Origin of the sequence: Mesorhizobium caraganae, assembly GCF_016836705.1 — a bacterium.
GTDB lineage: Bacteria > Pseudomonadota > Alphaproteobacteria > Rhizobiales > Rhizobiaceae > Mesorhizobium > Mesorhizobium caraganae.
On record NZ_JAFCGY010000012.1, the window covers coordinates 45179 to 70446 of the forward strand.

General features: G+C 62.0%; 18 protein-coding genes and 2 pseudogenes. 12 read left to right on the forward strand and 8 right to left on the reverse strand.

Features of this window, described 5'->3' with window-relative positions:
- Window position 1 precedes the first annotated feature (1 nt).
- The 9 genes from JQK88_RS20185 (at window position 2) to JQK88_RS20225 (ending at window position 14868) form a co-directional block, all read left to right on the forward strand.
- Window positions 2-3403 carry a UvrD-helicase domain-containing protein gene (locus JQK88_RS20185; RefSeq protein WP_203279222.1) on the forward strand — a complete coding sequence of 1134 codons (3402 nt, stop codon included), beginning with the start codon at window positions 2-4 and terminating at the stop codon, window positions 3401-3403.
- An 80-nt stretch (window positions 3404-3483) separates the two neighbouring features.
- Complete coding sequence (locus JQK88_RS20190) at window positions 3484-4230, forward strand: multiubiquitin domain-containing protein (protein WP_203279223.1); 747 nt, start codon at window positions 3484-3486, stop codon at window positions 4228-4230.
- Window positions 4205-5377 carry a ThiF family adenylyltransferase gene (locus tag JQK88_RS20195; RefSeq protein ID WP_203279224.1) on the forward strand — a complete coding sequence of 391 codons (1173 nt, stop codon included), beginning with the start codon at window positions 4205-4207 and terminating at the stop codon, window positions 5375-5377. The genes JQK88_RS20190 and JQK88_RS20195 overlap by 26 nt, the downstream gene beginning before the upstream one ends.
- Window positions 5374-5814: a ubiquitination-like system serine protease family protein gene (locus JQK88_RS20200; protein ID WP_203279225.1), complete on the forward strand. Its 441-nt coding sequence runs from the start codon at window positions 5374-5376 to the stop codon at window positions 5812-5814. The genes JQK88_RS20195 and JQK88_RS20200 overlap by 4 nt, the downstream gene beginning before the upstream one ends.
- Window positions 5815-6032: 218 nt before the next feature.
- A complete protein-coding gene (locus JQK88_RS20205) occupies window positions 6033-8687 on the forward strand; it encodes a PD-(D/E)XK nuclease family protein (RefSeq protein ID WP_203279226.1) in 2655 nt (884 codons plus the stop codon).
- Complete coding sequence (locus JQK88_RS20210) at window positions 8687-12079, forward strand: UvrD-helicase domain-containing protein (RefSeq protein WP_203279227.1); 3393 nt, start codon at window positions 8687-8689, stop codon at window positions 12077-12079. The genes JQK88_RS20205 and JQK88_RS20210 overlap by 1 nt, the downstream gene beginning before the upstream one ends.
- 295 nt (window positions 12080-12374) lie before the next feature.
- Window positions 12375-13361, forward strand: coding sequence for a hypothetical protein (locus tag JQK88_RS20215; protein ID WP_203279228.1), 987 nt, complete (start codon window positions 12375-12377; stop codon window positions 13359-13361).
- Window positions 13362-13420: 59 nt separating this feature from the next.
- A complete protein-coding gene (locus tag JQK88_RS20220) occupies window positions 13421-14074 on the forward strand; it encodes a hypothetical protein (protein ID WP_203279229.1) in 654 nt (217 codons plus the stop codon).
- On the forward strand, window positions 14074-14868 hold the full coding sequence (locus tag JQK88_RS20225) for a hypothetical protein (RefSeq protein WP_203279230.1): 795 nt from the start codon (window positions 14074-14076) through the stop codon (window positions 14866-14868). The genes JQK88_RS20220 and JQK88_RS20225 overlap by 1 nt, the downstream gene beginning before the upstream one ends.
- Before the next feature lie 43 nt (window positions 14869-14911).
- On the opposite strand, the gene JQK88_RS20230 is transcribed toward JQK88_RS20225, so the two are convergent.
- The 3 genes from JQK88_RS20230 to JQK88_RS20240 form a co-directional block, all read right to left on the reverse strand.
- Complete coding sequence (locus JQK88_RS20230; RefSeq protein ID WP_203279231.1) at window positions 14912-15439, reverse strand: DUF6650 family protein; 528 nt, start codon at window positions 15437-15439, stop codon at window positions 14912-14914.
- An 8-nt stretch (window positions 15440-15447) separates the two neighbouring features.
- A complete protein-coding gene (locus JQK88_RS20235; RefSeq protein WP_203279232.1) occupies window positions 15448-16164 on the reverse strand; it encodes a DarT1-associated NADAR antitoxin family protein in 717 nt (238 codons plus the stop codon).
- Window positions 16165-16296: 132 nt separating this feature from the next.
- On the reverse strand, window positions 16297-16674 hold the full coding sequence (locus JQK88_RS20240) for a DarT ssDNA thymidine ADP-ribosyltransferase family protein (protein WP_203279233.1): 378 nt from the start codon (window positions 16672-16674) through the stop codon (window positions 16297-16299).
- Between the two features lie 265 nt (window positions 16675-16939).
- Here JQK88_RS20240 and JQK88_RS20245 point away from each other — a divergent pair, with 265 nt between their 5' ends.
- Window positions 16940-18298 carry a hypothetical protein gene (locus tag JQK88_RS20245; RefSeq protein WP_203279234.1) on the forward strand — a complete coding sequence of 453 codons (1359 nt, stop codon included), beginning with the start codon at window positions 16940-16942 and terminating at the stop codon, window positions 18296-18298.
- 128 nt (window positions 18299-18426) lie between these two features.
- Here JQK88_RS20245 and scpB read toward each other — a convergent pair whose 3' ends face one another.
- Window positions 18427-19062, reverse strand: coding sequence for an SMC-Scp complex subunit ScpB (gene scpB, locus JQK88_RS20250; protein WP_281434884.1), 636 nt, complete (start codon window positions 19060-19062; stop codon window positions 18427-18429).
- 365 nt (window positions 19063-19427) lie between these two features.
- Complete coding sequence (locus JQK88_RS20255) at window positions 19428-19652, reverse strand: Lrp/AsnC family transcriptional regulator (protein ID WP_203279236.1); 225 nt, start codon at window positions 19650-19652, stop codon at window positions 19428-19430.
- Window positions 19653-19808: 156 nt separating this feature from the next.
- On the opposite strand from JQK88_RS20255, the gene ald reads away from it, so the two are divergent.
- Entirely contained in the window at window positions 19809-20924 is a 1116-nt protein-coding gene (gene ald, locus JQK88_RS20260; RefSeq protein WP_203279237.1) for an alanine dehydrogenase, read from the forward strand.
- Window positions 20925-21440: 516 nt separating this feature from the next.
- On the opposite strand, the pseudogene JQK88_RS20265 reads toward ald, so the two are convergent.
- From JQK88_RS20265 to JQK88_RS36320, 3 genes and pseudogenes are all read right to left on the reverse strand, one after another.
- Window positions 21441-21610, reverse strand: a pseudogene (locus tag JQK88_RS20265) (ISKra4 family transposase); the annotation flags it as partial.
- 92 nt (window positions 21611-21702) lie between these two features.
- Window positions 21703-22236: a ProQ/FINO family protein gene (locus JQK88_RS20270; RefSeq protein WP_246749937.1), complete on the reverse strand. Its 534-nt coding sequence runs from the start codon at window positions 22234-22236 to the stop codon at window positions 21703-21705.
- A gap of 520 nt (window positions 22237-22756) precedes the next feature.
- Window positions 22757-22876: pseudogene (locus JQK88_RS36320) on the reverse strand (SMC-Scp complex subunit ScpB); the annotation flags it as partial.
- 557 nt (window positions 22877-23433) lie between these two features.
- Here JQK88_RS36320 and JQK88_RS20280 point away from each other — a divergent pair.
- Complete coding sequence (locus JQK88_RS20280; protein ID WP_203279307.1) at window positions 23434-25251, forward strand: sensor domain-containing phosphodiesterase; 1818 nt, start codon at window positions 23434-23436, stop codon at window positions 25249-25251.
- Window positions 25252-25268: the final 17 nt, after the last annotated feature.

A 25268-nucleotide genomic window follows, 5' to 3' on the forward strand; every position in this document is an offset into this window, starting at 1 on the left:
TATGGACAGCGTGGAGCTCGCCAGGCAAGTCGCCGCCGAGCTTCACGCTCGCCTTGTTGCATCCGGCTCCGATCCCTGGTCGCCCTATGACTTTGCCGTCGCCGGGGCCAAGCGACGGGGGATCGATGTCGAACCAACAGCCGCTGGGGCCGCCGTCCTCAACGGTGGCCGTGCGACCTTCGTCGCCGCCGACGATCTGATCCTTCACGAGAGCGTGGGGTCGCCGTTCGAGCAAGCCTTCCTCGTCGCCCACGAGATTGGTCATGTCGAACTCGGCGACGATCCTGAGGGCCAGCCTGCGCCCACGATTGATCCCAGCCGCGCGGCCGAGCCTTCGCCTGTCGGAATGGATCGGGTTGTCGACTATGGCCGCAGGCAACGCCGTGAGGTCCAGATGGACCTGTTTGCGCGCGAGCTGCTGCTACCCCGCAACGTAGCGCGAGCGCTTCATTTGGAGGAAGGGCTCTCCGCGTCCGCTATTGCCGCGAAGCTCGGAGCGCCGTTGGAGGTCGTCGCGCAGCAACTATTCGACGCTCTGCTGCTCCCGCCGGTGCCTCCCGCGACAGCTGCGACGCATGTCGAGCGGCCGCTGAATTCGCTGCAAGCCTCGGCGGCGGCACATCGCGGCGAACCCTATCTGCTTGAGGCGGGTCCTGGGACGGGCAAGACGCAGACGTTGATCGCTCGCGTCGAAGGCCTTCTGGAAGAGGGTGTCGATCCGCGGCGCATCTTACTTCTGACCTTCTCGAACAAGGCGGCGGGCGAGATGGCGGAGCGGATCGCCCGCAAGCGGCCCGAGGCTGCTGCCGCGATGTGGATCGGCACGTTCCACGCATTCGGTCTCGATATCATCCGTCGTTTCCATGCAGAACTGGGCCTGCCGAAAGACCCGCGGATGATGGATCGGACCGAGGCGGTCGAGCTCCTCGAGGAGGAGTTCCCGCGCCTGAGGCTTATTCATTACCGCAATCTCTACGATCCGACCCAGATCATCGCCGACATGTTGGCCGCCGTCTCGAGGGCGAAAGACGAGGTAGTCGACGCCGAAACCTACGCCACGCTCGCCGACGCAATGCTTGCGAAAGCCGGGGACTCCGATACGCGCGAGGTCGCTGAACGCGCCGGCGAGGTGGCACGCGTCTACGCCGCCTATGAACAGCTCAAGCGCAACGCGCATTGTATTGATTTCGGCGATCTCGTCACTCTGCCGGTCCAGCTGCTTGAGACCGACGCGGCCATCCGCGCAACGCTACAGGCGCAATATGACCACGTCCTGGTGGATGAGTATCAGGACGTGAACCGCAGCAGTGTGCGCTTGCTGAGCGCGCTACGGAAAAATGGCCGCAATCTCTGGATGGTCGGCGATGCCAAGCAGTCGATCTATCGGTTTCGGGGCGCGTCGTCCTTCAACATGACCCGATTTGGCAAAGAGGACTTTCCTGGCGGCAAGCGCGGTCGGCTGAAGCGCAACTATCGTTCGGTGCCGGAGATCGTCGCCAGCTTCTCCGGCTTCGGGAACATGATGCGCGCGGGCGACGCGGACAGCGGTCTCGAGGCGGATCGCGACGGCAATGGTCAAAAGCCCGAACTGCGCATCGTGCAGCGGGCTGAGCAGCAGCAAGTTGCTCTTGCAGACGCGATCGAGCAGCTTCGCAGTGAGGGCTTTGCCTACCGTGACCAGGCGGTCCTGTGCACCGGCAATGAGAAGCTGGCGACGATCGGGCAGGACCTCGAACGGCTCGGTGTACCCGTCCTGTTTCTGGGCAGCCTATTCGAGCGGGCCGAGGTCAAGGATCTCCTGGCCTTGCTCTCCGTCCTCGTCGATCGGCGCGCCATGGGCCTGCTGCGTATTGCGTGCTGGCCCGAATTCACAACTTCCTTTTCTGACGTGGCGGCGATCTTCGAGCACCTGCGGGCAGCCGAGCACCTCCCCGGCAGCTGGCTTCAGAACGTCGATGCAATGCCGAGCGTAAGCGACGCCGGCCGTCAGTCGCTCTCCAAGCTTGCGATCGCGCTCAGCGGCTTCGACCAGACAGCCTCGCCCTGGACCGTGCTCGCGACGCTGTTGCTCGATCGCACGCGCATCGCCGCGCGCTTTGGCGCGTCCGAGGACCTCGCCGATCGCACGCGCGGCATCGCAATCTGGCAGTTTCTCAACTTCATGCGCGTTCAGCCGGCGGGCCGCGGACTGCCGATCACGCGCATGCTCGATCGTGTGCGCAGGCTTGTGCGCCTCGGTGACGATCGCGACCTGCGCCAATTGCCGGCGGCCGCTCAACATCTCGACGCCGTGCGTCTGATGACCATCCACGGCGCAAAGGGCCTCGAGTTCGGCGGTGTGCATATGCCGGGGCTCAACAGCGATACGATCCCGCGCACGCCGCCGGCGCCGCCATGTCCAGCGCTCGACGGCATGATTGCGGGCGCCGAAGGCAGCGCGCTCGAGGCATATCGCGCAGGGCAGGCAGAGGAGCAGGAATGCCTCTTCTACGTGGCACAGTCGCGCGCCCGCGATCGACTGATCCTTTATGCGCCGACAGAGAAGAGCAACGGTCACAGTCGACCGCTTTCGCCATTCCTCGACCGCCTCGGGAGCGCCTTGACACGGCGCTCGGTTGTCCCAGCGCGGCCGCTTCCGGTGGCGGCGGAAGCGCGGGGAGTCGAATTGGTCGTCGAAGGGCGGTTGCGCTTCGGAGCCCCGCAAGTCGCTCTGTATGAATCCTGCCCACGCCGCTTTTTCTACACCCATATCCTGCACGTCGGTGGGCGCCGAACCACTACGGCCTTTATGCACTTGCACGAGGCGGTTCGCTCGGTAGTCGAGGCGGTGATCGCGTCGGACGTGCCTGTGACCGAGCAGGAACTCATTGATCGCACCGATACTGCGCTTGCCGGCGAGGGACTCGGGGAGCATGGCTATCGCGCTGAATTCCGCGATCTCGCATTGGCGATGCTGCGTTTCTTTCTGTCGGGCCGCGTAGGAGCGATCGCTGAGGCGCCGGTGGCGGTCAGTATCAACCTCGGCGGCGAAGAGATCCTCGTCGAGCCGGACGAGGTGTTGGTGCGGCCGGACGGTGTCCGTGCCGTGCGCCGCGTCCGCACGGGTCACATGCGATCGGCCGAGAGCAAGGATGTCGGCGCGGCGGCGCTGATCCTGGCGGTCAAACAGGCCTATCCCGGCGCTGTTGCGGAGCTCGTCCATCTCTCCGACGGCGAGGCATCCGAGCTCTCCCTCTCAGACCGCGAGTTGAAGGGACGCACGGACAAGCTTTCAAAATTTCTCGGCGACATGCGCGCTGGACGGTTCCCGGCCGAGGTCTCATCGCGCACCTGCCCGAACTGCCCGGCCTTCTTCATCTGCGGACCGACACCCGACGGCCCCCTGCAAAAAAAGTTCGCCTGACCTTACCGGTCGGCGAATCTCGATCCGATTGGACCCTTAGAGCCGTGGCCCCGCCTCGGCCCAACCTAAGGACCAATCGTATGAACACTGAAGAACTTCTCGACTACGACGACGTCGGCGACGCCCTGCGCGAAGGGCGGTCGCTGCGTCCGGCGCGGGGGTATCGCTTCCTCCTCGCCCAGGGCGATCTCAACTTCCTGTCCCGCCAGGTGAGCGATCCCGTGCCGCTCGGCCGCCAGCTGCTCGAAGCCGCCGCTCTGGACCCTCAGGACGGCTACAGCCTCTTCGCGGTCCTGCCCTCGGGCGATTTTGAGGACGTGCGGCTGAACGAACCCTTCGACCTGCGCGAGCGCGGTGCCGAGCGCTTTGTCGCCTTCCTGACTGATCGCGACTTCAAGCTGACGCTCAACGACGACGAGCTGCGCTGGGGCAAGCCCGTCATCAGCGGGGCGGTGCTCTATGGCCTTGCGAAGCCCGGCGATGGCGAGGGCGTTTTCCTTGAGGTCCCCGGCGGCGAAGACCGCTTGATCGAGCCTGGCGAGCTGATCGATCTGGCCGAGCCCGGCATCGAGCGGTTCATCACCGCGCGGCTGACGTTCGAGATCATCGTCAATTCGCGGCCGCGCAGGGTGAACGCCCGCACGGTGACGTTCGAACAGATCGTCCAGCTCGCCTTCCCGGGCCAGCACGAACCCAACGTCGTCTTCTCGATGACCTACCGGCACGCGGCGTCGACGCCGCACGCCGGTGAGCTCGGCGCTGGCGGCTCTGTCGACGTCAAGAAGAAGGGGACCGTGTTCAATGTCACACGCACTGTTCAGTCTTAATCCGGACCTCAAGCGGCTGCGGGACGAGGGCTACTTCGTCCAGCAGCGCGGTGGGTATCTCGTCATGCGCGAGGTACCCTATGTCGATGCGCACCGGCAATTGCGCATCGGCACCCTGATCTCCAGCCTCACGCTGGCCGGGGACCGGACGCGCAAGCCCGACACCCATGTCGCCCACTGGGATGGCGACTTCCCGTGTCAGGCCGATGGGTCGCCCATCCAGGGCATCGCGCACCAGACCGGCGCCTTCGATCTCGGCCATGGCCTGAAGGCGACGCATGCCTTCTCAAGCAAGCCGGCCGAGGGCTACACGGACTATCACCACAAGATGACCAGCTACGCCAACATCATCGCCGGTCCGGCCGCGGTGCTGAACCCCGGCACGACGGCCCGCACCATCCGAGAGCCTGAAGCGGAGGAGGACAGCGTCTTCAATTATGTCGAGACCGCCTCCGACCGTGTCGGGATCGGCGCCTTGGCTGAGCGGCTGGCCGGCGAGCGGGTTGCCATCATTGGCGTCGGCGGCACTGGCGGCTACATTCTGGACTTCGTCGCCAAGACGCCGGTTCGCGAGATCCGACTCTTCGACAGCGACGAATTCTTGACCCACAACGCGTTTCGGGCACCGGGCGCTCCGAGCCTGGAGGAACTGCGAGAGGCGCCAAAGAAAGTCGAATATCTGAAGGGTATCTATAGCCGGATGCATCGCAACATTGTGGCGCATGATGTGGCGCTTGGCCCGGCCAACCTCGAGCTTCTCAACGGCGTCACCTTCGCGTTCCTGTCCCTCGATGCCGGTGACGCGAAGCGGTTAATCGTGGAGAAGCTCGAGACGATTGGCGCTGCGTTCGTCGATGTCGGCATGGGCCTTGAGCTCGACGAAGGATCACTCGGCGGCATCCTACGGGTGACCGCCAGCACGCCTCAGAAGCGGGATCATATGCCTCAGCGTATTTCATTCGTCGGTGGCGGCGTGGAGGACATTTATGCGTCCAACATTCAGGTTGCGGATCTCAATGCCCTGAATGCTGTCCTCGCAGTCGTGAAGTGGAAGAAAATCCGCGGCTTCTACCGAGACCTCGAGCGCGAGCATCACTGCACTTACACCACCGACGGCAACATGCTGATCAATGGGGATCTCGAATGATGCGGCACAAACGACTCGAGCATCGTTTCGTCGAACACATCCCCGAGCGCCTTGGGGCAGGCGTGCTGTATGTGTCGATGGAATATGCGACGTCGGCTCACAGCTGCTGCTGCGGCTGCGGCGAGGAAGTTGTCACGCCGTTCACGCCGACGGATTGGAAGATGACGTTCGACGGCGAGACCATCTCGCTTCATCCGTCGATCGGCAATTGGACGCTGAAGTGCCGGTCACACTATGTGATCGACCGCGACAAGGTGGTCGAAGCTGGCCCCTGGAGCGATGAGCAAGTCGAAGCCGAGCGTCGCCGTGATCGCGCCGCCAAAGCTCGTTTCTACGGGCAATCGCCAAATGCCGCACCTCCTGCTCAGCCCGCGCTCCCAAAGGCCACATCAGGCTTCTGGCGGCGTCTCTGGAGCCGCATAGCCGGTCGGTTGTAACGATAAACTGTGGACTACATTCCATCGGAAGCATCCCGCCCGGCATTCTACTGTCTACTGCTTTTTAGGCCCATACGAATCAGTCCGACAGTCTTCCCACAAAGTAGCCCGCCAAGAACCGCCCCGCCGCAACAGTGAGGCGCTCGCTAAGCGGGGCAGCACTGGCTCTCTGAGCCGGCGCCCAAATAAGAGCTAACCTCGAAAGGAGGGAAACCAGCATGGCCATCGCGAGCCGATCCACCCTCGTTGTTCACGGCCGTCTCGCCGTGCGGGAATGCCGCCTGGCGGCGGCGCGCGACTGTCGTCATGGCCTGCAGGTCATGTCCTTCGAGCAAGCGGCGGTGCGGCTCGCCGGAGGTTTCGTCCGGCCGATTGATGACGAAAGCCTGAGCGCCGCGATCCAGAAGGTCCTGCCGGCAACGCCAATGGGCGAGCTGGAGAGCATCAAATCGCTGCCCGGCATGATCGACGCAGCTGCGGACACCCTGCACAAGGCGTGGCGCGCGGGCATAGACCTCGCAGCGCGAGCGGTCGATCATCCGCGCCTCGAGGCCATCGCACGCCTGGAAGCTGCCGTCCTCGACCAACTTCCGGCCGGCATGATACGCCCCGTCGACATCGTCGCCGCGGCGACCGGCCGCGTCGGCCATGCGCCGGCTACCATCGGTGCGATGGAAATCGTCGGCCTCACCGAACTCTCGCCCTGCTGGAGACCGTTGCTCCGAGCCCTCACCGCGCAGATCCCGGTGCAGTGGACGGCCGGCCCGAGGAGCGTTCCCTCGTGGCTGGAAGGCACGGGCGTTACCGTCTCGCGCGCGCCGGCGCAAACGGCGGAAATCAGCGCTGTGAGCGCGGCGACGGCTTATCACGAGGCCATCGAGGCGATGCGCTGGGCGCGGAGCCTGCTCGCCTCGGGCGTGTCGCCCTCGCAGATCGCCATCGCGACCGCGTCTCCCGCCGACTATGACGATCATTTCCTGGCCCTGCGCGCCGACGCCAATATCGACCTGCACTTCGTCCATGGCGTCCGAACCGTGACCACCCGCGAGGGGCAGGCGGCCGCAGCGTTGGCGGACATCGTCGTTCGCGGCCTGTCGCAGTCGCGCTTGCGTCGCCTGACGGCGCTTTGCCGGGACAAAGGCCCTTTCGCGGCCCTGCCCGAAGGCTGGTTGCGCGTCCTGCCGACTGATGCCCCCCTGTCGACACCCAGCGCCTGGAACCGCCTGCTCGCCCGGCTGAGGCCAGAAGAATGGCCGGACGACGCGGATCACACCCCGACCTTACGCGCGGCCATCGACCTGCTCACCAAGGGGGCCGACGCAGCACCGGAGATCGGTGAGGCCTTTCTTAAGGGCCGCGCGCTCGCCATCTGGCGCAAGGGCCTCCTCGCCGGGCCGGCGGCCTCGATCGACACCACCCTCGAAACCCTGAAGCAGGATGACGGGCTGGAGTCGTGCGTGTCCGTCGGCTGGATGCCTGCGAGCGCGCTAGCAGCCTCGCCGCGGCGCTTTGTGCGGCTGATCGGCCTCAACTCTTCGCACTGGCCGCGCGGAATTTCCGAGGACCGGCTGATCCCGGACCATATCATCCCCACTGCCGAGCTCGACCCGCTCCCAGTGAGCCTGGCCGATCGCCGAGACTTCGAGACGATCCTGGCAACGACGACCGGCGAAGTCGTCCTCTCGCGCGCCCGTCGCGACAGCGACGGACGGCTGCTGGGACGCAGCCCCCTCCTCGCTGCGCACGGTCGGGAAATCTATCTCCGTCGCAACGCCGTTCCGATCCATGCCTTTAGCGAAACCGACCGCCTCATGGCCAGGCCGCAGGAGTTTAGCGCCGACCGGCAGGCGCTCAGCGCGCAAGGCTGCTGGCGTGACTGGCGGCGCACCGAGATCACGCCGCATGACGGCCTCATCCGGCCCGATCATCCGCTCATTCTCGCAATCCTGGCCCGCACCCAATCGGCCAGCTCACTCCGGCGTCTGCTGCGCAACCCGCTGAGCTTTGCCTGGGTCTATGCCTTCGGCTGGCGCGTGCCAGAAAGCACCATCGAACCGCTCGTGCTCGACGCGCTCGGCGTCGGCGATCTGGTTCACATGGTTCTCGATCGCGCCTTACGTCATCTGGAGAACGCCGGTGGATTGGTGTTCGCCGACGCCGCGGCGATCACGGCGACGGTTGACCGGGCCGCGGTGCTTGTCGCCGCCGATTGGGAAAGCGAACGTGCGGTCCCGCCCGCCGTCATCTGGGAGCGCACCCTGGGTGATGCCCGGCTGACGGCGGAGCGGGCTCTTGCCTATGGCGATGTGCTTCTGCCGGGTGCTCGCTCCTATGGCGAGGTGCCGTTCGGCGGGGCCGAGCCCAAGTCGGACGCGCAGACGCCGTGGGATCCCAATGTGCCGGTCACGATTCCCGACACGGGTTTCAATATCGCCGGCTATATTGACAGGCTTGACATCGCAGGCGACGGCAAGCGCGCGCTGGTCCGCGACTACAAGACCGGCCGTCCTCCGCGAGGCGACATCCGGCTGAACGGCGGCCGCGAGCTTCAGCGCTGCCTCTATGCCTTCGCGGTGAAGGCGCTGCTGGGCGATGAGGTCGCGATCAGCGCCTCGCTGCTCTACCCGCGTGAGCCAATCAACCTCCAGCTCGAAGATCCGGACGCGGTCCTCGCTGAGATCACTGACTATCTGTGCGCGGCGAGGAGCAGCTTCGCCGGCGGTGCCGCGCTGCCAGGCCCCGACACCGGCGGCGACTATGACGATCTCGCCTTTGCCCTGCCGGCGAATGCCAGCGCCACCTATTGCAAACGCAAAATGCCGGCCGCGACCGAACGGCTCGGTCAAGTCACTCAAATCTGGGAGGCGGAATAATGAGCAGCGTGTCTAGGGCCCTCAAGGATGACGATGCGCGACGCGACGCGATCAGTCTCCATGATCGCTCGATCCTGGTCGAAGCTGGCGCAGGCTCCGGCAAAACTGCCGTCATGGCCGGACGCATCGCCGTCATGCTCGCGGAGGGCGTCCCCCCGCGCGCCATCGCCGCCGTCACCTTTACAGAGCTAGCAGCCAGTGAGCTGCTTTCGCGCGTGCGCGAAATTGTTGCCGATCTTGCGGTCGGCAACATCTCGACCGAGCTGCGCGTGGCGCTGCCCGGTGGCTTGTCGCAGGCGCAGCGCGACAATCTCGCCGCCGCGACCGCCGTGATCGACGAAATCACCTGCTCGACCATTCACGGCTTCTGCCAGCGTCTGATAAAGCCCTATCCGGCCGAAGCCGACATCGATCCTGGCGCCGGCGTCATGGATCGCAACCAGGCCGATCTCACCTTCCTTGAGATCGTCGATGGCTGGCTGCGCGAGCGTTTGTCCGGCGATCAGGACGGCATCCTAGCCGAAATGGTCCTGCACAGCCCCGGTGAAACCGTGGCGCTCGTCCACAAGATCGCTGAGAATCTGCGCCGCTGCCGCACCCTCGCAGCGCCACCCGTCTCGCCGCTTGACGGTCATCTGACAGACTTTCGGCAGGCGACGGCGGATTTCGCGGCCTTCATGCGCGGGGCAGCGGCGACCGAGCCGGAAACGGTCGCGATCGTCCAGCGGCTGGCCGAGATGGCGACCGCGCTGGCGGCCGGTCCCGATCCCGCAACGCCCTCCGGCCTGGTCCAGCTTCTGACCTTGCGTCCGCACCCGGATCTTTGCACCAAGGCAGGCGCCTTCCTCTCCTATCGCAAGAAGGGCAAATGGACCGAAGCGGCGAAGCGCGCTGGCCTCTCCAAGGCCGACGGCGATCGGCTGAACGATGCAGCCGAGGTCCAATACACCGCCTGCTGCGCGGAGTGGGATGTGCTTCTCCAGTCCGCTGCCAGCCAGGTTCTGGAGGCGCTGATCGACGACGCGCGTCCGATCCTGCAGCGCTATCGCAATTACAAGCGGGCGAGTGCCCAGCTCGACTTCGATGACCTGATCTTCGCGGCGCGCGACCTGCTGCGCGACCATAACGATGTCCGGCGCGCGCTGGGACAGCGCTTCGCGCGTGTCCTCGTCGATGAGTTCCAGGACACCGATCCCGTGCAAACCGAGATCTTCTGGCGGCTGTGCGGCGATCCGGTCGACGACGTTGACGACTGGACACGGTTCCGGATCCGGCCGGGCGCTCTGTTTCTGGTCGGCGACCCCAAGCAAGCGATCTATCGCTTCCGCGGCGCCGACGTCGGCGCCTATGTGCAGGCTCGCGATGCCTTTCGCACGCAGGACCCCGACAGCCTTCTGTCGATCTCCACCAATTTCCGTTCCTGCGCCTCGATCCTCACCTTCGTCAACGAGCGCTTCGAGGCGGTGCTCTCGGCCGATGGCCAGCCCGGTTTTACCGCTCTCGACCCTTTTCACGACGATCGCGGCGACCTGTGCGTGGCGGCCATCGACGTGGCCGTGGCGGACGAAAACGGCAAGGCCAGCGCCGAGCGGCAGCGCGATGCCGAGGCCGATGCCATCGCCGATCTGTGCGTGCGCCTGATTGATACCCATCCCATTGTCGACCGGCGCAGCGGGACGGAACGTCCTTGCCAGCCCGGCGATATCGCTTTGCTGGCCCCGACCGGCGCAGAGCTGTGGCGCTATGAGGAGGCGCTCGAACGCCTCGGCATTCCGGTGGCGACACAAGCCGGCAAGGGTCTCTTCCGCCGCCAGGAAATCCAGGACCTGATCGCGCTGACCCGCGTTCTCGCCGACCGGCGCGACACGCTGGCGCTTGGCGCGCTGCTGCGCGGCCCGCTAGTCGGCCTCACCGAAGAGGAACTCCTGGACATTGTCTGGGCGCTGCCGCGTTCCGAAGAACAGCCCGACCGAATTCCCCGTCTCGACCTCGGCGTCGATCCAGCCGCCATCGTTCATCCGCTTGCACGAGAGACCATCGAAAAGCTGCAGACGCTCTACCGCCGCAGCAACAGCACGACGCCGCACGAATTGCTCTCGCAGGCCGTGGACATGATGCGCGTTCGGCCGCTCCTTCTCGCGCGTCATCGCGGCCAGGCCGAACGCGCGCTCGCCAATGTTGATCTCTATTTGAGCCTGTCGACCAGCTACTCCATTCGCGGTCTTCGCGCCTTCGCCGAGGCGATGACCGCAGCCTGGACCGACGAGGCGCGCGCAGTGGAGGGTCGGCCAGATGCGCAGGAAGAAGCCGTCGCGCTCTTCACCATGCACGCGGCCAAAGGCCTCGAGTGGCCAATCGTCATCCCGGTCAACACCATGACGGGCGTCATGGCGCCCGACAGTGCGGTCATCGACCGTCAGACGGACACCTTCTATTGCCCGGTCCTGGGCGTCGCGCCGGACGGCTACGAAGCCGCGCGCCAGGCTGAGAAAGACGAGCTGGATCGGGAGCGCGTCCGCCTCTGGTACGTGGCCGCCACGCGCGCCCGCGAACTTCTCATCCTGCCCCGGCTCGACACAACGCCGTCGAAGTCCGCTTGGATCGGTCTCGTCGATCTTTCGCTGGCCGAACTCCCCGGCCTGGACCTCTCGCATCTGCCCGCCGACGTCGCGACGGCAGCCAACGGAGCGGCCAATACCCAAACTCGCGCAATCTTCGCCACGGAAGCCGAAGCCATTGCCGCGCGGCAGGCGCGGCTGACCTGGCTTGCGCCCAGCCGGGATGAGAACACCGCCGGAGCCGTGCTGCAGGAAGAAGAGGCCAGGATCTGGACCGGATCGGCTGATGACCAGCCAGCCGAACTGGAAGCCGCTGTTCTGGTTCAAGGAAGCCGCGAACGCGGACTGATCCTGCACAAGCTCATAGAAGAGGTGCTGACCAGGGAAACCAATGAGGCAAAGGCAGCCCTTGCAGACCGAGCCACCATACTCATCCGCGCCCTCGGCCGGTTTCCGGTCGCCGACCCGGCGACGGGACTGTCTGCCGAGGAACTGGCGGGCTGTGTCGTCCAGACCCTTGCCCTGCCCCAAATCGCGGTCTTGCGGCCGGATCTCCTGGCCGAGTTTCCCGTCTATGCCGCGCATGCGGACGATAGGATGGAAACGGCAACGGCCGGAATCGCGGATGCCCTAACTCTGACGTCTGAAGGCCGTCCCGCCGTCGTCGTCGATTGGAAGAGCGACGTGGCGCCCGATCCCCAGACACTCGACCACTACCGCGCGCAGGTTCGGGCCTATCTCGACATGACCGGAGCCGAGCGCGGTCTGATCGTGCTGATGACCATAGGTGCGGTGATCGGTGTCGGGCCGACAGCCCAGCCGATGGCGGCCTGATCGGAGGGACTGTGCATGCCATCAGCGTCTAGCGACGGTCGACGCATATGGGCTTGCCGCCGCTATCGACGATCTGCCGGCCTCCTCTCGGTTTTTTCTGGCGAATGCCAAGGCTCGATACCGGCTGCCGTGATCTCACTGATTGGCTGAGTTCTGTCGCAGATCCCCACGACGGCGGACTTGAAGAGCAACAGATACATTAGCATGAGATGTCTGGATTGATTGGTCGGCTTAACCGAGCCTCAGTACGCCGTCGGTAAAAGGCATGAAGACTGGGTATATTTGGGGGAGCGATTTGGCAGGCAAAATCTATGTCATCATGACGGGGAACGAAAACAGCCTTTGGTCTCGGTGCCTCAGCGAGAGCCTCGTAGCCCTCGAATTTGGCAAGACCTATTTTGATCCATGGCGCGCAGAAGACTACGATAGCTATCTGGAGGTTACGAAAGCTGACGCCGCCAAAGACGACTCAGAGGCCGACGTCAAAGGTCGGGCGACGCTCTGGTTCAATCGAGGTAACGACCTGACGCGCAGCGAAGGCGATCTCTGGCTCCACAGAGACAAGAACAGCGATAGTCTCTATTGGGCCCAGACGACGAGTGCCGATCCGGTTTTTGATCACTCCGATCCCGACAGCGTTATGCTCGCGAAGCCTGTCACCAAGTGGTCCCGCCATGACAAGAAAGAGAAGCCGTTGTCATGGAAGACGATCCATCCCGTCGCGAAGGACTATATCTCCTCAATGGCAGCCATGTTCAGCGTCGCCAATGCGGATATGAAAGGCTATGTGCAGGCGCTCATCGACGGAGGTGACCTCACTCCGTGGCATTCGCGCCCAAAGTGGGAAGAACGCCTCGGCGTGCACAAAGGGAAGACCCTCGGATCGAGCGTGTCGCTGCATGAGCTCACTCTCGCAAACCTCATGCTCTCGATCACGGGCGCGGTTGCGAATTCGAATGGCCAGAAGGTCTTCAAAACCTTGAAGAACAAGGAACTCCATTGTTCCGAGGCCGAGATGAAGGCTCATCTTGCCAACCTCTACGAGGAGCAGAAGGGGAAATGCGCCATCACCGGCCTTACGATGCATCTGCATGGGCAGGACGATTGCGATAGCGATATGCTTGTTTCTCCAGACCGGATTGACAGCTACGGCCACTATTCGATCGGCAATGTTCAGCTCGTCTGCCGTTTCGTGAATTTCTGGAAGATGGCTCAGGATAATAACCGCTTTGCCGAACTCCTGGACCGCGTGGTGGCCAACCGGCTCGCAGATACGTTGTAGCCGCGCGCATCGACCCTCCTGTCTCGCACGTTCAAGATGACAAGGCGCAGTTCATTATCGTGCCGCAGGAAGTGACCGTCGAAACTAGCCAAGCGTTCGTTCGCGACTTCGAAAGTTGGACGATCACAAACGGATTTCGAGATTTGGTTGAGACCTTCTCAGTGTTCCTCGTGGCGGTGTTTTCGATCGCGTACATCCTTGAACGGGGCACGGTGCTTAAAGAGGATCACGACAAGGCGATACGAAAATTCGATCGCGGCGGAGTGGAGGCTCAGCTTGCGGCGCTTACAAAGACGCTTGGGCTAGACGGAGGGTTTTCACAGATGTTTGTGTCCTTGAACAGCGCGCGGAAATGCATGGCACATCGCAGGGGCATCGTGAGTTTGGAAGACACCGGCCCGCTAGAGGAGTCGTTCGTACTACGCTGGCGCACGAGGTCATTGATGCTGGAGGATGAAGGCGATGCAACCTTAGCGCCGTATCGTGACGAACCGCTTTATGTCGAAAAGGGAGAAGCGATCCTTTACGCGGAAGTTGAGCGGACAACGGTGTTTAGCCTCGGGGAGCAAATTCGCCTCAGTCGGCACGATCTTTCGGAGATTTGCTACGGCGTGATGATTGCGACCGAATGCGTTCGCGAACGTCTGATCAATCTCGGAAGGAAGCAAGGGAAGATCGTCGACAAAAGCCCGCCTTTGGAAAGTCGACCGTGATGTTCATTCGAGATTACCCCGGCATCAATACCGTCAAAGTAGGACGGCTTTTTCTTAAGCCGGGAGATGTTTACGAGACAATCACGCAATCCTGTCGCATGGTCTTTCATGAGGCCAGCGACCGGTCGCTTCCGCTAGGCCGCGCTGGCTCAGCAACGTTGGTCCGATATGCGGGTGTGAACTACGTCGTCGCCACGAGACATCAGTTGGGCATAGCCCGTGGTGCAAGCGTGCCAACGAACATTCTCGATACGATCAGGATAGGGAGCGGCAAGGGGCTACTTTCAAACATCCCACTAAAGGCCTGCATCTTCGAACTTTCGAATGTGGACGAAGAGTACCACGACGTCCTGCTTTTCAAGGCGGCGGACACTTGGAAAACTCAGCATTCTGACCAGCCGTTTTTCTATCCTCTTGCGCCATTCTCTAAGGCCAACCGGGTCAAGTCCTTCTTGGTCGGCTACCCGACAATCGAAGGCGTGATGGATGAGTACCTAGAAGGTTTCGTCCCCGAACAACCTGGCTCCATTCACATCAAGCGAGCGATCTCTGACTGCGATCTAGACAAGAGCTACCTGACAAATGTCGAATTTTACCGGCGCTACCTTAATGTTCGCGAGCGGCCGGTTGTCGACGGCTACAGCGGCGGAGCGGTGTTTTCGCTGACTGGCGAATTGGAGAATTTGGAAATCGTACTGGACGGAATCGTGGTGCGCGCTGGCGCACAACACATCCACGTCGTAGACGCTGACTATCTCTTAAAAATCATTACGGACCAATCGAAACGGGGCTGAACGCCGACACGGCCGATGGAAGGTCCGATGCCGTAGGCCATTGCTACTCGTCAGCCAACTGTGACGCCTCCCCAAGGGTCGGGATGATGGACGCCAGCGGGCCTTCGACATCGATCCCGTAGCGACCCGCCAGCGCCGCCACTTGGTGCCCTACGGTTGCCCGGAACGCTCCCAACGCCACAAAGAAGGCCGGACGGGCATGGCTCCCGCGCCACTGATAATCGAAGTGGCGATAATCCTCGTGCTGCTCATCATGGAACCGTCGCCCGGCGTCACGGATCGCGCGAAGAGGCACGACGGCGAACGCGTCGGCGGAAAGCGCTTGAAGAGTCTTGGTGCCTTCCTCGCGTATCTGGTGGATCGAATGCCCCACCTCTGCCTCGGTCTCCATATCGAAGGGATTGTAGAGGACGCGTCGATCTTCGAGAAACACGAGGAAGCGGCGTACGATTTCTGTCTCTGAGGGGCCGGGGTCCGACCAAGACACGCCGAAGACAGGTGTACTGATACCGGTTACCCGGCGTGCGGTCTCAGCAGTGACCTTGCTGCTCTTGCGGAAGAGATTGCGCATACCGCCTCCTAGCCGACCCTAAGTCTGGCCTGCTTCAAATGAGGTTGATGCTCGGTCGGCCGAAGCGAATGAGCAGCCATCGCGGCAATGAAAACCTCGGGCGTTTTCAGGTAGCGCTCCAGCTTGTTCTCCCTCATGAGCACTACGAACAGAGCGCACGTTTTCGCCTGACAATTGACCGACTTGCTAGGGTTGAACTCTATGTCAGTGAAACCGGCATACCGCATTTCGCCGTCCACTCGATTTTTGAGCCATACACGGTGAGGAAAGATGGCATTGAGATAAAGCCAATCGTAGAACACGGTCGTGGGTTCTAGCGGGAACTCGAAGCCGTCGAATTTGAAGCCCACCAGTGCGCCGGAATCGCGGAGTCGTGGCTCGCGCTTCGCATCGCGCGGTTCAACCTCGTACAGATCGGTGTACGGTCCGCCGCGCTCGAATACCTTACTTCCCTGAAAGGCGTTCTCCAGCGGTATCTCGCCGATGCTGGTCATCACGCGCAGGTGAAACGCGCTAAGATGCCGGCCGGCGACTTCATCAGACTTGCTAGACACTTCTAGCAGCGGCGCATATCCGGCTTTCTTGGCGGCCTCATGCAGCGACCGGATATTCTTCTTCTTCTTCTGAACCTCAGCGAAGCCACCGGCCCACGGAATTTCGAAATCCAATCGCCTGACGTAACCTTCGTCCTCGGTCGCAGGGATAAAGACTGGTCTCTCAGCCATTCTAAATGTTCCTTATTAAGCCGAGTGGGATGACATGGGGAACCAACACCTCGTATTTCTCCGCCTGCGTGAGACGCGTCTTAATCGCCGGGTCCTACCAGTCCGTTCGGGTGTAAAGTATCTCAAAATCGATTAGCGTTCAGCCTCTCCGATAGGAACCGATTCGACGCCAGCTTTGTTCGCGACATCGTTGGTGAAACGAACACCCGTGAACTGCATCACCGAGGGGTGTATTTGCAGAAAGATCGTGTCCGTGATCCTCCCATCCTGCCGGGCAACGTACTCCATCGGATGGGTGCTACGAAAGCAAAGGTGGACGTAGTTGCCCATTCCCTTCAACGCGTCGGCGTCCCGACTCCATTCATTGCCGCCCGGTGCCGGAACCTTGACCTTCTTCTGGTCAAGCTGCGCGAGTGGATAGAGTCCTCCCATTTCTTTAATCACCGGCAGGTTCCTCCGATCAGTGAAGTGATAGAGCAGCGGCACCTTTTCAAGAGTATCAATTGCCATGTTCCCCTCCGTCGCAGGCCGGTAGCGGCCTTGCCCCACACGGGTGGAATCTTACGGCAGTCATCGCCCGAACGCCATGATCCGAGCCAAGGTGTTCAGATTGGCGACGGTCCTCAATTGTTCTATACGATGAAAATAGAATTCTACATCGCCAACTATGGTTCGAAATCGTCGTGCACGGCAGCTCCATAACGATCACCATCCCAGACATCGAAAGCATGACCGACGACGAGTTAGAACAGCTTGCGCGAATGCGAGACGGCCGATGGAGCGCGCAGACCAAGCGCTTATGCGCCGGTTCAACACCGATAAGCTCAATCTCAATCGGGCATGGGCTGGCACCTGGCAGGGCTGGACATGCCCATGCTGCCGGAGGACAAAGCCGCAGATTGCGAGACTCACGACATCCGGCGTCCTGCTATGTCAACTTGAATTGCACCACGACCACTTAGGCGATAAGGCCGGGAAGCTATTCGAGGAAATCAACCAGAAGTCGGACGATCGCGAGTTCAACATCCAAGTGTCGCATGCCAAGTACGGCATGCTCCAGTTCTTGGAACGCTTCGAACGAACGCTCATCTGTATCGACTGCAATCTGGCAGAGGGAAGCGCTAAGGCGGCACTCGACAGCGCCGTGGATTGGGACTTCACTTTCTCACCGAAAGAAATCACCGGGTTTATTCGCGCCACCGACAACGGTGTCCATACAGTCGATTTTGAGGCGGCACGCACGACGTGGGAGCGGGTGAAGCCAGACATCGCGGATCGCCTCGATTTTGCTGAGCGGATGGCAATACGGTTCGCCAAGGGGAAGAACCGTCGCGAAGTGGCGATCGGGATGCGGGCCGATTTCTGGATCGATGACCGGGCGCTGGTATGGGCGCAGGTTACAGACGCATTGCCGCACCTAGACCGTGGCAGCATCGGCATGAAAGTACTTGCCCGATCGGTTGCGCGGGACGCCGTTGGCAAATCAGCAAAACGGAAGGTGAAGCCTGCCGGCAAGCCGCCCACCGATGCTGAGTTCGCCGATGTAGGGGGCCAGAACGGCGAACAAAAGCATTGGAATGCTGTAAGCGAGGATTGGACGTGCGGGTGCTGTAAGCGCGCCAAGCGGGAGATATGCAGGAAGTCGAACAAGGGAAAATGGACGGCGCACATCCACATCATTCGGGATTGGATTGCGGAGGAGGATGTCAGCAACCTCTACTGGCGCGGTGGCGACATGACGGGTGGAATGGTAATCGGCTCCCATGTCACTGTGCTCATCTGCCAAGACTGCCGGAATATCATTTCTGAGGTCCAGCGTCGTGATGGCACGCTGGAGGAGTCGAGCTTGACGCTCGGGGAGGTAGAGGCTGCTATCGTCGCAATTGCCCCTAACCAGATGCACGATGTTGACTATGAGTGGGCAATCGAGACGGCGCGGAACAACCGCGATCTTGTTGCAGCCGTGGACGAGGATCACCGGCACGCACGCGATGCCCTTGCAAAGTTGGCTCGTGCCAAATGGCTCATGAAAGCGGTTCCATGTTCTTTTGAGAAGGCACGCTGCTTCATGGGTTACGAGCACGCAAAGGCGGAAGACGTCGATCTAGAGGAAGGCGACGCCTACATGGATTAGCTGCTAGGTGAAGGCCTCAGATTTGAGGAGAGCAACGCAGTAGAACGGGATTTGCGGAGGGCATTAACCTGGGCAAACCTTTCGTCCCCGTGGGCCGAATGCCGCCTAAGGGTAGGTTGGAGGGATCCTCATTCAGGCACCTCGGATCGGACATCGAGATCACAGCCTTCGATTTCATCGTCCTCCTCGAGCACCCCGCTTGTCGCAATTGGAATGTCGCCAGGCAGAAGCCGTTCCTTGCTCAGCAGCCCGGCATCCTCGAGCGCCTCGATATCCGGCAGGTCGCGTAGCGTGTCGAGGCCGAACTCGAGTAGGAACGCCTTTGTCGTGACATAGGTGTAGGGGGCGCCAGGTGTCGGACTGCGCGGACCGCAGGCGATCAGCTTCGCCCCGCGCAGATGACCGATGAGATCGCGCGAAACTTCCTTACCAAAAAAGCTCGATAGTTCTCCGCGCGTGATCGGCTGGAAATAAGCGATGCACATCAGCACCAGCACGTCCGACTGCGTCAGGTCTACGGCACGCCCGTTCCCGCCGGCGGCTGTGCCAAATGCACTGCGGATGGCGTCGGCATAGGCCGGGCGGGTCAGGTGCCTCCAGCCGCCGGCGACCGTGGCCAGGTCGTAGGGCCGGCCTCGCAACTCCCCGCGGATGTCGTCGATCAGCAGATCGATGCTGCAGCTTTTTCCAACGATGCGGGCGAGCATGTCGCGAGTGACAGGCTCGCTGGCAGCAAAAGACGCGCACGTCGTTTGGTTCGCCAGCCACCATTGCTGCCCCTCATTTTCGTCGCCCTGGACCGAGACTGGAAGTCGTTCCCTGCACAGCGAAAAACAGGGGACCTTATGTAACGTCAAGCACAGATTTTCTGATGGCTGATGGCTTGTCGATTTGACCACGGCGACAATTTAGCCCCGGAACGTCCGGGCGCGCGGCATCTCGCATTCGGATCGATTTAGATGCCCGAATTTTTCATGTTAATGCGGCCTTAATAATCCGCAGCTAATGTGAGTGGGAACGCGTATTCAGTTCGAGTAGCTCTGCAAAAAGCCCGCCGCTCTTGCCCTCAAGAGTGGCGGGTTTTTCGGCTGTGAAACGCTGGCGCGGAGAAGGCGGTGCTTCAGTCAATCTAATCGCTGCGCCGCAAACAGGTCGCGACCGGCGGGCAGCAGGACATCGTCGGCAAGCCGTTGTTTTTACAGCAGCGCGTCACGATCGCCCACTGGTTTTGCCAAGCCGTCATTCGGAGTTCCATTGCGTTCAGGCCGGACTGAATCCGGCGCGCATCGTTAGATGTCCGCCCATCCTTCTGCAGCACCTCGAGAATGGAGATATCAATCCTATTGAGCGGCATTTTTCGTGAATCCTGCGAATATCCTGCTATTTCGCGCAACGATTATCGAAACCTGCCAGTTCGCGCAAGCGCATTCGCAAACACCTGCGCAGCAATTCGTGGTTCACTCCACCAATACAGGGAACGAGCCCAAAAGGGCCGGATCAGGAGAAGACAATGCGCGTCGGCTGTCCCAAGGAAATCAAGAACCACGAATATCGCGTCGGCCTCACACCCGGCTCGGTCCGCGAATATGTCGCCCATGGCCATGAAGTGCTGGTCGAGACCGGCGCCGGCGCCGGCATCGGCGCCGATGACAACGCCTACCGCGCCGCCGGTGCCACGATGGCCAAGACGGCCGCAGATGTGTTTGCCAAGTCCGACATGATCGTCAAGGTGAAGGAGCCGCAGCCCAACGAATGGGTCCAGCTTCGCGACGGACAGATCCTCTACACCTATCTCCACTTCGCTCCGGATCCCGAGCAGACCAAAGGCCTGCTGGCCTCCGGCGTGACCGCGATCGCCTACGAAACCGTGACCGATGACCGCGGCGGCCTGCCGCTGCTGGCGCCGATGTCGGAAGTCGCCGGTCGCCTGTCGATCCAGGCCGGCGCCACGGCGCTGCAGAAGGCCAATGGCGGCCGCGGCGTGCTGCTCGGCGGCGTGCCCGGCGTGTTGCCCGGCAAGGTCACGGTGCTCGGCGGCGGGGTCGTCGGTCTGCATGCCGCCCGCATGGCGGCCGGCCTTGGCGCCGACGTCACCATCATCGACCGCTCGATTCCGCGCCTGCGTCAGCTCGACGACCTCTTCGCCGGTCGCGTCCACACCCGTTACTCGACCGTTGAGGCGCTCGAGGAAGAGTGCTTTTCGGCCGACATCATCGTCGGCGCCGTGCTCATTCCGGGCGCCGCGGCACCCAAGCTGGTTTCGCGCGAAATGCTGTCCGGCATGAAGAAGGGCTCGGTGCTTGTCGACGTCGCCATCGACCAGGGTGGCTGCTTCGAGACCTCGCATGCCACCACCCATGCCGAGCCGACCTACGAGGTTGACGGTGTCATCCATTACTGCGTCGCCAACATGCCCGGCGCGGTGCCGGTCACCTCGGCCCATGCGCTTAACAACGCGACGCTTCACTATGGCCTGCAGCTTGCCGACAAGGGCCTGAAGGCGCTGGTCGACGACCACCATTTGCGCAACGGCCTGAATGTCCACAAAGGCAAGATCACCAACCGCGCGGTGGCCGAAGCGCTCGGTTACGAGCTGGTCGAGCCCAAGGCGGTACTGGCGGCCTGATTCCAGTTACAACAGTTTCCTCCCTGTCTCGCCCGCCGGTTCGTTCCGGCGGGCGCTTTTTCTTGGCGATGATTGGCCAGAGGCGTCTTCCCCTCCCTTTCCGTCAATGTCGCGGTGCAACTCGTCGGGGCGAAACGCTAGTCGACGATGAAGCTGAAGCGCAATCCGAACCTGGACATCGCCAGCCCCCGGCTTTTCCTGATGCGACGGGTACCAGGGCCCCTTCGATATCACGGCAGGTGGTCTATCAGTTGATTCACATACTGGTGGAGACCGATATGCTGAGAAAGATCGGCTGCTGCTCATGTGCATTGGGCTTCGCCGCTGATGCCATCGATCAGTAGATCAGGACATCTCAACATCAATGTAGGTTGCGGCACCAACCGTCACACATCGGCACTCACGACGATCCATATGCGCCGTGATGATAGATCAATGCCGGGCCCGGCTCTCCGCTCACCACATGTCGGACGCTCCCGAGCACAAGTGCGTGGCTATGTCGTATGATCGAGAAGGTCGGGTCTCACCGGCATCGCAAGCGCAGCGGTGAAGCCGCGGACTGGAATCGGGCATGTCGCCGAACGACGTGCGGAAACGGATCGGTTTACTGCCCTTGCTCGTCTGAGCTCGATTCGCTGGCAACAGCGCCGTTCGGCGGCAAAGCTTGCCGCTTGCGTCGCAACGAGCTGGGCATCCGTCTGCCTGCGCGTATCCAGCAAGCGATGATCGGCTTCATCGAGGGTCCAGTAGCGGATCAGGGTGGCGCACTCAGCGGCGATCAAGCCATCGGCTTTCGGAAAGACCGGCGACGCTTCGTCTCAACGACTATTCCGGTCGGGCTGTCGGCCGTTTTCTTCGCCTTGAAAACGGCCGTTTGCTTCGGTTTCGGTTTGGGTGGCGCTTCAGGCTCTGCCCTTGGCTCCGGCGTTTGCTTGGGCTCTTGCTTGTCCTTGCGGCACAGCAAAGCCTTGGCGGTGGCCGCGTCCGCATCCGATACCTCGCCGGCCGGCTCGCCATCGAGATCGACCCGCGCGGCGCCGGCATCCAGTCTCGCCAAGTATCTGGCTATCCTGGTATAGGCGCGCAGGGCTCTCCTCAATTCATCATCAGACAGTTCGCCATCAAGCGCGCGAATGTCTTGATGGATGCCGATCTTGAGCGGCCTGGGGGCTTTCGGATTGAACGCCGCAGGCCACTTTGCCGATAGATGGCGGAAAAGCTGTGCGGGCGATTTCCCTCGGCTAGCGGTCGACATGATCAAGCCTCGCCCGATTTGTTTTCGTTCCCAATTCTGACCCTTCGTAGCACGCATATATGCAATGATTATGGGCGTCTGAGAAAAATGGGCATTCGTCCCGCACGCAAAGCAGCGGGCCCTGGCTCCTCTAGATCGAGTACCGTTGCCCGGATTCCGAGATACATGAGATGTCGCTTCCAACCTCTCGCGACTTCTGAGGAACGGAAACGATCAATCGGACGGCGACCTCGCGAACGCGCAAGAACTGTAGGACTGGCGCTTTCGAGCCTGGAATTCCCTGGCTCCTCAACGCACAAGGCACGACTATGGTCGACCCTGTTGCAGACGGCGAAGGTACGTCCGCGCGGTGACGGGCACGGCCCGGGGGGATCCGTCCGTTGAACAGGCCGTTGATGTAGCTCTTCCCGTCGGCCGCCCACTCTTTCCGATCCGTCGGAAGAAAACCGATTGCGGGGTCGGCCAAGCGACAGCCGCAGACTAAGCGTGTCGCTCGTCCAACATTAATGCCGGCAAGCAGGCGGCCGAGATCGCCAAAAAGGCGATGCCCGACGGCGGCAAGTGCCTCGGCTTCGTCGGCAATCGCCAGCGGTATTTCACCGGCAAGCAGCTGCTCCTTGCTGAGAAAACCGGCGTCTTCGAGCGCATCCGTGTCTGGCAAATCACGCAGAGTGTTGAACCCAAAATGGGCGAGGAATGTCGGCGCGTCCGCGACGCGCTCCGCGGCCAACCGTATGAACTCGTTGCCGCCGTCGTCAATGATCGGTCGAGATCGCACTCCCCGTCCGACGACGCGCGCCAGGGTGTGCCTATCGACGGGATCCGGAGACGCGAAGATGACCGCTTTCTGTGGCGAGCGGATCCGACCGTGGAGACGCTCCGGCAACAAGGGTTCATCGCCGCCGGGCCGCACAGCCCGACGTCCGATGCGCCCTACACCTTCGACCTGAGGCGCCACAAGATGGCGCAGTTCCGCGGCACCAATTTGTAGATCGCCACCGACCGCGTCCTCGAAAAGCACGACCTCACCGAAAAGAACATCTGCATCGCAGCTGCCGTTATCTTCTGGCTTTGATCAATGAGTTCTGGCCCTGGTTTGTCAGTGGCGAAAGATAACACTTATAAAGAATTACCTGACACTGTCATCTTGTGCTCTGCGCCTCATCAGGGTGATTTCACCAGGAATGCCTGCAGGGTATTTAGGAACGCGGATCGGCGGTTAACGTGCTGCATCTCCAGAACAATATTCTCGAAATGATCGCCAGGGGCGAAACGCTCGAAGCGACGACGGACCGTCTTTGCCGCCAGATCGAGAAACTGTTGCCGGGCGTCAGGTGTTCCGTTCTGCGCGTTGACGGTAATGGCTTGTTGCATCCCCTCCCAGGTTCCAGCTTCCCGAATGAATACATGGCTCTTCTCGAAGGCCTGATGATCGGCCCGCTTGTGGGCTCCTGCGGCAGTGCGGCCTACCTAGGAATGGCCGTAGCTGCGAAGGACATCGCGACCGACCCGCGCTGGGTCAGCTTCAAGGAGCCAGTCCTGGCGCTGGGCCTGAAGGCCTGCTGGTCGAGCCCGATCTGCGACGCCGCCGGCGCTGTGCTCGGCACCCTTGCCCTATACTTTACGGAGAAGCGCGGCCCCTCCCCGCGCGAGGAGGAGGTCGTCGCCTCGTGTACCTCCCTGTGCGCCATCGCGCTTGAGCGTCACCAGCGGGTCATCGAGGGCGAGCGCGGCGCCTATGTCGATGCCCTCACCAACCTGCCGAACCGGGCGAGTTTGGACGTCGCCTTAGAGCGGCTGTCCTTTGGCCAACCTAGCGCCTGGGCGGTCCTGATCATCGACCTCGACAACCTGAAGACCATCAACGACACCTTCGGCCATGCGGCCGGCGATGCTTTGCTACAGACGGTGGCGTCACGTCTCGCCGAAAGCGTAGCGCCTGACCGTGTGTTCCGCATGGGCGGCGACGAGTTCGCCGTGATCCTTCAGCGAGCCGGAGCGGCCGCCGGCATCGAGAGCACGGCGCATCATATTCTCGACACTCTGGCTGTGCCCGCCGACTGCGACGGGCACATGATCCTGGCACAGGCTACCATCGGCGGCGCAGTGCTGTCGGCGGGGGACGTCGATGCGAAAAGCGTGCGCCAAAACGCCGATTTCGCGCTCTACCACGCCAAGGAAACCTCGCGGGGCGGCTTCGTGCTGTACTCGCCGGGAATTGGCAGCGCAATCAAGACCCGGATCGAGGTGATCCGCGATGTTGATGTGGCTTTGCGCGAAGGCCGGATCGACGCGTTCTATCAGCCGATCCTGCGGCTCGACACCCGCGCGATCGTCGGCATGGAGGCCCTGTGCCGCCTTCGCAAGCCGGATGGCGAGGTCGTTTCCGCCGCTGCGTTTCACCAGGCGACGTCCGATGTCAGCGTCGCCTCGCATCTGACGGAACGCATGATGGCGATCGTCGCAGCGGACGCGCGCTCGTGGCTGGATCAAGGTATCCCGTTGCAGCATGTCGGCATCAACATCACCTCAGCCGATTTTCATAGCGGCACGCTTTACGCGCGTCTCGAAGCCGCCTTCGGCCGGGAGAACGTTCCGTTGAAGCATATCATTTTGGAGGTCACGGAGTCGGTCTATCTCGGCCAGCGCGATCCGGTCGTGGCTCGAGAGATCAAGGCGTTGCGGGCCCATGGCCTACGCGTCGCGCTCGATGATTTCGGAACCGGCTTCGCTTCGCTCACGCATCTGCTGACGGTGCCCGTCGATATCATCAAGATCGACAAATCCTTCATTGACCGCCTTGTCCAGGGGGATCCGAGCCTGGCGATCGTCGAGGGCTTGGTCGGCATCGCCCACAAGCTCGACATCCAGGTCATCGCCGAAGGCATCGAGAACGAAGCCCAGGCCGTTTTACTTGCGGAGATCGGGTGCCAGCTGGGTCAGGGGTATTTGTTTTCGCAAGCGGTACCACGTCAAATAGCGAAAGACCTTTTGAAGCGGTTCGGGCGACCACCTGCTGAGGAAACCAGGGCGGCGAGCGACATAGCGAACCCAATCGATCTGATCGCCTGACGGAAATCCCTTCCTTG